Origin of the sequence: Actinotalea alkalitolerans (genome assembly GCF_023369855.1) — a bacterium.
GTDB lineage: Bacteria > Actinomycetota > Actinomycetes > Actinomycetales > Cellulomonadaceae > Actinotalea.
The window spans coordinates 310,544-319,009 of the sequence record NZ_JAMBPP010000006.1 but is presented as its reverse complement, the minus strand read 5'-3'; the positions used below and the strand labels follow the sequence as shown (position 1 = coordinate 319,009).

Sequence of the window (8,466 nt, the reverse complement as noted above, 5' to 3'; positions counted from 1 at the left end):
GCCTACATGCAGCTCACCGCCGACGACGTCGAATACCACTCCACCGCCCTCCCCACCACCACCACCGGAAGCACACCGCGATGAGCACCCTGACCGAGAACCGCACCACCGCCTCCGCTCCGCGCGGCACGACGACGCACGACGTGACCTTCCCTCGCGTCGTCCACGCCGAGTGGATCAAGTTCCGCACCCTGCGATCGACCGCCTGGGTGCTGGGTCTCACGGTCCTGGTGATGGCCGGGCTGAGTGCCCTCATGGGGTGGGCGGCCACCCTCGAGGGTGGCGGCGAGGTCACCGGCAGCGCCGCGACCCTCGTCACCTTCGGCTACACCATGGCCCAGCTCGCGGTGGCCGTCCTGGGCGTGCTCACCGTGACCGGCGAGTACTCGACCGGGATGATCCGCTCGACGTTCGCGGCCGTCCCCCGCCGGCTCCCGGCCCTGGGGGCCAAGGTGCTGGTCGTGGCTGCCGTGGTCGCCGTCGTCTCCGTGGTGGGGATCGCCCTGGCGCACCTGGTGTCGTTGCCCTTCCAGTCCCGCGCCGGGCTCTCGCTGGACCTGTCCGACGGTGAGACGCTGCGGATCCTGCTCGGCACGCCCCTGTACCTCGCGACCATCGCGGTGTTCTCGCTCGCGATCGGTGCGATCGTGCGGAACTCCGCGGGCGCGCTGGCGATCGTCCTCGGGCTGCTGCTCGTGGTCGAGAACGTGTTCTCGGCGATCCCGCTGGCCTTCTTCCAGAACGTCAGCCCGTTCCTGCCCTCGACGGCCGGCAGCAAGCTGCTGACCGACGCGGAGATGGCCGAGGCGATCGCCCAGTTCACCACCGGACCCCAGCTGGGACCGTGGGAGGGCTACGGCGTGCTCGTCGGCTGGGTCGTCGTCCTGCTCGCCGTGGCCGCGGTGCTGCTGCGCCGCCGGGACGCCTGAGATCCCGCGTGCGTCCCGGTGGGGTGCCCAGCGGCGGGTCGCCGCTGCCGGGCACCCCGCCGGAGCACCCACGGTGGGAGAGTGGTCACGTGCTCACCGGACCTCTCCAGGACGTGTCGCCGTGAGCACACCCCCGCGGCAGACCGAGCCGCCGACAGCCCCCGGCCCGTTCACCGAGCTGACCACCCGGAACCTCGGGCCGGTCCGCCGGTACTTCGTCCGGCACCCCGTGGCCATGGACGTCGTCGTGATGGCCTGGTTCGGGGTACCCGGGCTGCTCAGCCTGCTGGCCTCCCCGTCGGACGAACCGTTGCGGGACACCGCGACGACGGTCATCCAGGCGCTCTTCGTGGTGCTCGGCACCGCAGCGCTGCTCTGGCGTCGTCGCCGTCCGCTGACCGTCACGGCCGTGATCACCGTGCTGGGGGTCGCGGTGGTCGCGACCACCGGGAGCCTGTCGGGCTTCGAGCTCGCCGCCGCCTTCACCGTCTACGCGGTCGCTGCGAGCCGACCGGCCCGCACGGCCTGGATCACCCTGATGGCCGTGGTGCTCACCCTGGGGGTCGCGGTCACGATCTGGGAGAACCCGCTCGACACCTCCGGCAGCGTCATGGTGGGCCAGGAGGAGCAGTTCACCCCGGACGCCCGGCTGGCCGCCGTGACCTCGCTGGTCATCGTGGTCCTGGCGGCGATCGCGATCGGGATCAGCGTGCGCAACCGCCGCCTGCACGTCGCCGATCTCGTCGAACGGGCCAACGCCCTGGCTCGGGACCGCGACCAGCAGACCCGGCTCGCCCGCGCCGCGGAGCGCACGCGTATCGCCCGGGAGATGCACGACGTCGTCGCCCACAGCCTCTCGGTGATGATCGCGCTGGCGGACGGTGCGGGGGCCGCCCTCGAACGCGCTCCGGACCGGTCACGCGCAGCCCTGGACGAGCTCTCCGAGACCGGACGCTCGGCCCTGGCCGACATGCGCCGTGTGCTGGGGGTGCTGCACGAGCCCGACGCCCCGCTCGGCCCCCAGCCGGGCAGCCCGGACCTCGAGGAGCTGATCGAGCGGTTCCGCACCGCGGGCCTGCCGGTACGTTCCACCGTCGTCGGCGACCCGCTGCCCGACGACGCCGGCCTCCAGCTCGCGACCTACCGGCTCATCCAGGAGTCCCTGACCAACGTGCTGCGCCACGCCCCGGGCGCCGGCTCGGTCGAGGTGCGCGTCAGCACGGTGCCCGGCCAGGTCGAGATCGATGTCACGGACAGCGGGGCGAGCCTGCCCGTGCCCGACGCGGGTGGCGCCGGGCACGGTCTCATCGGCATGCGGGAGCGCGCCGCCGTCTACGGCGGGACCGTCGACGCCGGGCCGCACGACCACGGATGGCGGATGCACGCGGTGCTTCCCTGGACCCAGGAGACGACATGACCGACCCGCCGAGCGCCTCCACCGCGACCGGACCGGCGGCCCCGATCAGGGTGCTGCTGGTCGACGACCAGGCCCTGCTGCGGATGGGGTTCGCGCTGGTCCTCGGCGCCGAGGCCGACCTCGAGGTCGTCGGCGAGGCGGGCGACGGCCGGACCGCCCTGGAGCAGGTCGCCGCACTGCGTCCCGACGTGGTGCTCATGGATGTGCGGATGCCGGGCATGAACGGCATCGAGGCGACCGCCCGGGTCGTCGCCGAGCACCCGACCACCCGGGTGCTGATCCTGACCACCTTCGACCTCGACGAGTACGCCTTCGCCGCACTGAGGGCCGGGGCGAGCGGCTTCCTGCTCAAGGACGCCCGTCCCGCCGAGCTCGTCACGGCGATCCGCACCGTCGCGTCCGGGGACGCCGTCGTGGCCCCCCGGGTCACCCGCCGGATGCTCGAGATGTTCGCCGACCACCTGCCTCGCACCGCGGACACCCCGTCGGCCACCGGCATGGACCCACGGGTCGCCGAGCTGACCCCGCGTGAGCTCGAGGTCCTCCGCGCGGTGGCCGAAGGGCTCTCCAACGCCGAGATCGCCGGCCGCCTCTTCCTGTCCGAGGCGACCGTCAAGACGCACGTCGGGCGCATCCTGGCCAAGCTCCACGTGCGCGACCGGGTGCAGGCCGTGGTGCTCGCCTACGAGACCGGCCTGGTAGGCCGGTAGGTCGCCGACCCACGCGCGGCGGGTCGGTTCCGCAGGCGCCCTGGCACAGTGGGTCCATGTCGACGAGCGAGCGATCCACGACGGCCCCGCTGACGACGTGGGCGGGCAGCCACACCTATGCCGCGCCCGTGCTGCACCGTCCGACCACCGTGGACGAGGTGCAGCAGGTGGTCGGGGCTGCCCGCCGGGTCCGGGCGCTCGGCACCCGGCACTCCTTCAACGACCTCGCGGACTCCCCCGGTGCGCTGCTGAGCCTGGCGGACCTGCCCGAGGCGATCGACGTCGACAGCGAGCGTCGCACCGTCCGGGTCGGTGGTGGGACCCGGTACGGGACGCTCGCCGCTGTCCTGCACCGCGAGGGCTGGGCACTGCACAACCTTGCCTCGCTGCCGCACATCTCGGTGGCCGGCGCCGTCGCCACCGCGACCCACGGCTCGGGTGACCGCCTGCCCAACCTGTCCGCGGCGGTCCGCGGCCTGGAGCTGGTGACCGCCGACGGCCGGCTGCTGAACCTCGGTGCCGACCACCCCTCGCTGGCCGGGGCGGTCGTCTCGCTGGGTGCGCTGGGCGTCGTGGTGGCCGTGACCCTGGCGGTCGAACCGACCTACGACATGGTCCAGGAGGTCCACACCGACCTGCCGTGGTCGGTCGCCCTGGAGCACCTCGACCAGATCACGGCGAGCGCGGACAGCGTGAGCCTCTTCACCGACTGGCAGGGCCCCTCGATCGGGCAGGTCTGGCGCAAGTCCCGGCTCGACCCGGGCGGCACCGGGTGGCGGGCGACCGACGAGCTCCACGGTGCGCGTCCGGCGACCGCTCAGTGCCACCCGGTCGCTGGGGTGGACCCCCGCAGCACGACGGCGCAGCAGGGTGTCGCGGGTCCCTGGCACGATCGCCTGCCGCACTTCCGGATGGACTTCACACCGAGCCACGGGGTCGAGCTGCAGACCGAGTACCTCGTGCCGCGGGACCGTGCAGCCGAGGCGATCGAGGCGGTGCGCGAGCTGGGTCCCCGGATCGCCCCGCTCCTGCTGGTCAGCGAGATCCGCACCGTCGCCTCCGACGACCTGTGGCTCAGCACGGCCTACCGGCAGGACAGCGTGGGCCTGCACTTCACCTGGCAGCAGCGCCGGGCCGAGGTCGAGGCGCTGCTGCCGAGCATCGAGCAGGCACTCGCCCCGGTCGGGCCGCGCCCGCACTGGGGCAAGCTGTTCACCGCGACCGGTGCCGGCTCACCCGAGGCGATCGGTGCGCGCTACCCGCGTCTCGACGACTTCCGCAGGCTGGCGCGCGAGCTCGACCCGGAGGGCGTCTTCGGCAACGACTACCTGGTGCGGCATGGGGTCCTCGCCGCGCGCTGAGGCTCGCCACCACGAACCCTCCCCCGACGGCACCGACCCCGCCCCCTGACGACGGGGGCGGGGTCGGTGCACCACGGACGAAGGGCTCGGCGCCCGCGGGGGAGCTCAGCGGTGACGCGTCCCGACGATGTCGACGACGAAGACCAGGGTGTCGGTGCCTCCGATGCCGGCCTGCGGCATCCCCCGGTCGCCGTAGCCCAGGTGCGGCGGGATCGACAGCAGGACCCGTGAACCGACGACCTTGCCGACCAGCCCCTCGTCCCAGCCACCGATGACGGCGCCGACGCCGATCGGGAAGTTGATCGAGGACCCGCGGTCGTAGGAGTTGTCGAACATCCGACCGCCCCAGACCTGGCCGTAGTAGTTGACCTCGATGTCGTCGCCGGTCTCGACCACCTCGCCGTCGCCCTGGCTCAGCACCTCGACGGACAGGGCGCGCGGCGCCGGGGTGTCGGGGAAGGTGAGCACGGGCTTGTCGCCGAACGAGCCGGATGCGGTGGGCAGGTTCTCGGGCATGGATCGCCTCTCGTAGGGGTCGACGGCGGCACAGGGAGCGTGCTGCCGCCGTCCATCGTGCCCGATCCTGGCGGGCTGTGCGCCGTCCGACGCGGCCGGAGAGGTCAGCGGAGCGGGAGCTGCTCGGCCAACCACCTGATCTGCCGGGCGAGCTGGTGGCCCTGCCCGCCCTCGTGCTCGTTGAACGGGTACTCGACGATCTCGGCCTCAGGCCCGCCGGTCCCGCCCACCACGCCGTGGTGCGACCCGTAGTGGTTGTACGCCGCGTAGACGGTCGACGGCGGACAGGTCGGGTCCATCAGCGCCACCGAGAAGAGTGCCGGGGCGCTCGCCCGCCGGGCGAAGTTCACGCCGTCCAGGTAGGACAGGGTGCGGAACGCCACGTCGACCTGGTCGCGGTGCACCGACAGGTACCGGACGATCTCCGCGTAGGGGTCGCGGGGGGCGATCTCCGCCGCGCGGCGGAAGTGGCACAGGAACGGGACGTCGGGCATGACGGCCGCGAGGTCGGGGACCAGCCCCGCCACCGCGAGCGCGATGCCCCCGCCCTGGCTCGTGCCGGCGACCGCGACCCGACCGTCGACCCCGGGGAGCGCGCGAGCCGCCTCGACCGCGCGGACCGCGTCGGTGAAGAGCCGGCGGTAGTAGTGGTCGGCGGGGTCGAGGATCCCGCGGGTGACGAACCCGTTCGCCGCAGGGGCTCCTGAGCCGCCGCCGTCGGGGGTCACGGCACCTCCCGAGCCCCAGGTGCTGCCCTGCCCGCGGGTGTCCATGAACAGGTGGGCGTACCCCGCGGTGGCCCAGGTCAGCCGTTCGTGGGCCAGGCCCCGGCCACCCCCGTACCCCTGGTACTCGACGACCACGGGCAAGGGCTCGCGGGCCGCTGCCGGCCGGGTGAGCCAGGCGCTGACCCGCTGACCGTCGAAGCCCGCGAAGGACACGTCGAGCACCTCGACCAGGCGCAGCCCTGTCTCGACGGGCCGGGTCACCACGTCCAGAGGGTGCGAGCGGGCCTGGTCCAGGGTGGCGGACCAGAAGTCGTCGAAGTCGTCGGGCTCGGCGACCTCGGGCCGGTATCGGCGCAGGTCCTCGACGGGGAGGTCGAGCAGCGGCATCGTCAGCCGGCCAGGTACGACAGGAGGTCCGGCGCGCCCAGGACCCCCACGGGGTCGCCGTCCCGGGCCACCAGGACCGCCGGCGCGAGCCGTAGCGCCTCCTGGACCGAGGGCACCAGCTGACCGGACCCGACGACCGGCAGTCGCGGTTCGAGGTGCTCGCCGACCGCGTCACCGGAGGCCGCAGCGCCCGTGGCGAGCGCGTCGAGCAGCCCACGCTCGCTGACCGAGCCCGAGACCTCGCCGGACTTGACCGGCGCGTCACCGTTGGCCACCGGGAGCGCCGCCAGCCCCGAGGACCGCAGGACGCCTACGGCCTCGCCGACCGTGTGGGTGGGTCGGACGTGGACGAAGGCCGCGCGCCCGGCGATCGTCTCGAGCACCGTCGCAGCGCTCGGCCCGTCGCCCTCGTCGGGCAGGAACCCGTAGGCCCGCATCCACGGGTCCGAGAAGATCTTCGACAGGTAGCCGCGCCCGCCGTCGGGCAGCAGCACCACGATCACCGCGCGGGCGGCCGCGGCGGGGTCCTCGTCCTGCAGGCGCCGGGCGAGCCTCAGCGCGGCCTCGACCGCCATCCCGCACGAACCACCGACGAGCAGGCCCTCCTCGCGCGCCAGGCGTCGGGTCATGTGGAAGGAGTCGGCGTCGCTGACCGCGATCACCTCGTCAGGCACGCTCGGGTCGTAGGCGCCGGGCCAGAAGTCCTCACCGACACCCTCGACCAGGTAGGGGCGGCCGTCACCGCCCGAGTAGACCGACCCGGCTGGGTCCGCGCCAACGATCCGTACGGCGCCGCTCGCGCGGTCGGCGCTGACCTCCTTGAGGTAGCGACCCGTCCCGGTGATGGTGCCACCCGTGCCGACCCCCGCCACGTAGTGGGTCACCGTGCCGTCGGTGTCCGACCAGATCTCGGGGCCCGTGCTCGCGTAGTGGGCCGCGGGGCCCTCGAGGTTGAAGTACTGGTTGGGCTTCCAGGCCCCCTCGATCTCCCGGACCAGGCGGTCGGAGACCGAGTAGTACGACTCCGGGTCGTCGGGCGCGACGGCGGTCGGGGTGACCACGACCTGGGCGCCGTAGGCGGTGAGCACGTCCCGCTTGTCCTGCGAGACCTTGTCGGGGCACACGAAGACGCAGCGGTACCCCTTGCGCTGACCCACCAGGGCCAGTCCCACCCCGGTGTTGCCACTGGTCGGCTCGACGATGGTGCCACCGGGCCGCAGCTCACCGCTCGCCTCGGCGGCCCCGATCATCCGCTCGGCGATGCGGTCCTTGACCGAGCCACCAGGGTTCATGTACTCGACCTTGGCCAGGACGGTGGCCGAGAGACCCTCGGTCACGACGTTGAGCCGGACCAGCGGGGTGTTGCCGACGAGGTCTGAGATGTGCTCGGCGTACTTCATGGCGGGTGACGGCTCCGATCGGTGTGGCGGTCGGCGGGCACGGGAACGGCCCACGAGCGGCGGGCCGACCGGTCTCGGACACAGGGCCGCCCCCGCGACGGTGGCACGTGGCCACGGTCTCGCGGGGGCGTCCCGGAAGTCCACCCGGTGCCCGCAGGGGCGGTGCGGCTCAGTCGCCGCGCAGGATCGCGAAGATCCGCAGGAACTCCACGTACAGCCAGACGAGCGTCACCATGAGGCCGAAGGCCGCGCTCCAGGCCATCTTGGCCGGGGCGCCCTGCTCGACCCCGCGCTTGATCGAGTCGAAGTCCATGATGAGGACCGCGGAGGCCAGCCCCACGGCGACCAGGCCGATGATGATGCCGAAGGGCCCTTCGCGCAGGCCCCAGCCGCCCATCGTGCCCGTCCACACCAGGACCAGGTTGACCAGCGAGAAGACCAGGTAGCCGCCGACCGAGATCATCAGCCAGCGCTGGAACTTCGGGGTCACGCGCACCTTGCCCGAGCGGAAGAGCACCAGGCAGGCGGCGAAGGTCGCGACGGTGGCGAGCACGGCCTGCATCGCGATGCCGGGCCACATGCCCTCGAACAGGTGCGTCAACCCGCCGAGGAAGACCCCCTGGGCTGCGGCGTACGCCATGATCAGGGGCGGGCTGGGCTGCTTCTTGAAGGCGTTGACCAGGCCCAGCCCGAGCCCGACGATCATGCCGACGAAGAACAGCTCGGGCGCGAGCACCCAGGTCAGGCCACCCGTGACCAGCAGGATCGCGAAGAGCCCTGCGGTCTTCATGATCACGTCGTCGTAGGTCAGGCGCCCGGTGTCCCGCGGGGTCGCGGTCGGGGCGCCGTACATCTGCTCGAGGGTGCCGGCGGCCGGCGTCGCGGCCGACCCGGCGTAGGGGGCGCGCTGCTGGACCCCGGCGCGGCCCTGACGGGGCTGGCCGAAGACGGCGCTGTTGGAGAAGACGGGGTTGCTCACTGAACCTCCTGGTCGCGGCGCGGATGTCGCTGGCCGGTA

General features: G+C 73.0%; 8 protein-coding genes. 4 read left to right on the top strand and 4 right to left on the bottom strand.

Annotation, left to right across the window (positions count from 1 at the left end; translation table 11 throughout):
• Window positions 1–80: 80 nt before the first annotated feature.
• The 4 genes from M1R94_RS09920 to M1R94_RS09905 all read left to right on the top strand — a co-directional run bounded on the left by M1R94_RS09920 (window position 81) and on the right by M1R94_RS09905 (window position 4,417).
• The gene (locus tag M1R94_RS09920; RefSeq protein WP_249381532.1) at window positions 81–929 is read left to right on the top strand and encodes an ABC transporter permease; all 849 of its coding nucleotides are present in this window, start codon (window positions 81–83) and stop codon (window positions 927–929) included.
• 121 nt (window positions 930–1,050) lie between these two features.
• Entirely contained in the window at window positions 1,051–2,346 is a 1,296-nt protein-coding gene (locus M1R94_RS20730) for an ATP-binding protein (RefSeq protein WP_249381531.1), read from the top strand.
• Window positions 2,343–3,056 (top strand): response regulator, encoded by a 714-nt coding sequence (locus M1R94_RS09910; RefSeq protein WP_249381530.1) that lies wholly within the window; start codon window positions 2,343–2,345, stop codon window positions 3,054–3,056. The genes M1R94_RS20730 and M1R94_RS09910 overlap by 4 nt, the downstream gene beginning before the upstream one ends.
• A 56-nt stretch (window positions 3,057–3,112) precedes the next feature.
• Window positions 3,113–4,417 (top strand): FAD-binding protein, encoded by a 1,305-nt coding sequence (locus M1R94_RS09905; protein WP_249381529.1) that lies wholly within the window; start codon window positions 3,113–3,115, stop codon window positions 4,415–4,417.
• A gap of 105 nt (window positions 4,418–4,522) precedes the next feature.
• Here M1R94_RS09905 and M1R94_RS09900 read toward each other — a convergent pair whose 3' ends face one another.
• From M1R94_RS09900 to M1R94_RS09885, 4 genes are all read right to left on the bottom strand, one after another.
• Window positions 4,523–4,933 carry an FKBP-type peptidyl-prolyl cis-trans isomerase gene (locus M1R94_RS09900; protein ID WP_249381528.1) on the bottom strand — a complete coding sequence of 137 codons (411 nt, stop codon included), beginning with the start codon at window positions 4,931–4,933 and terminating at the stop codon, window positions 4,523–4,525.
• Window positions 4,934–5,037: 104 nt separating this feature from the next.
• Entirely contained in the window at window positions 5,038–6,048 is a 1,011-nt protein-coding gene (locus tag M1R94_RS09895) for an acetylxylan esterase (RefSeq protein ID WP_249381527.1), read from the bottom strand.
• Between the two features lie 2 nt (window positions 6,049–6,050).
• Window positions 6,051–7,448 carry a cystathionine beta-synthase gene (locus tag M1R94_RS09890; RefSeq protein ID WP_249381526.1) on the bottom strand — a complete coding sequence of 466 codons (1,398 nt, stop codon included), beginning with the start codon at window positions 7,446–7,448 and terminating at the stop codon, window positions 6,051–6,053.
• A gap of 169 nt (window positions 7,449–7,617) precedes the next feature.
• The gene (locus tag M1R94_RS09885; protein WP_249381525.1) at window positions 7,618–8,427 is read right to left on the bottom strand and encodes a Bax inhibitor-1/YccA family protein; all 810 of its coding nucleotides are present in this window, start codon (window positions 8,425–8,427) and stop codon (window positions 7,618–7,620) included.
• Between the last annotated feature and the right edge of the window lie 39 nt (window positions 8,428–8,466).

Bases quoted from the DNA above. Each gene is read 5' to 3' on its own strand.
- M1R94_RS09900 (WP_249381528.1), bottom strand. From the start codon at position 4,933: ATGCCCGAGAACCTGCCCACCGCATCCGGCTCGTTCGGCGACAAGCCC.
- M1R94_RS09895 (WP_249381527.1), bottom strand. From the start codon at position 6,048: ATGCCGCTGCTCGACCTCCCCGTCGAGGACCTGCGCCGATACCGGCCC.
- M1R94_RS09890 (WP_249381526.1), bottom strand. From the start codon at position 7,448: ATGAAGTACGCCGAGCACATCTCAGACCTCGTCGGCAACACCCCGCTG.
- M1R94_RS09920 (WP_249381532.1), top strand. From the start codon at position 81: ATGAGCACCCTGACCGAGAACCGCACCACCGCCTCCGCTCCGCGCGGC.
- M1R94_RS09910 (WP_249381530.1), top strand. From the start codon at position 2,343: ATGACCGACCCGCCGAGCGCCTCCACCGCGACCGGACCGGCGGCCCCG.
- M1R94_RS09905 (WP_249381529.1), top strand. From the start codon at position 3,113: ATGTCGACGAGCGAGCGATCCACGACGGCCCCGCTGACGACGTGGGCG.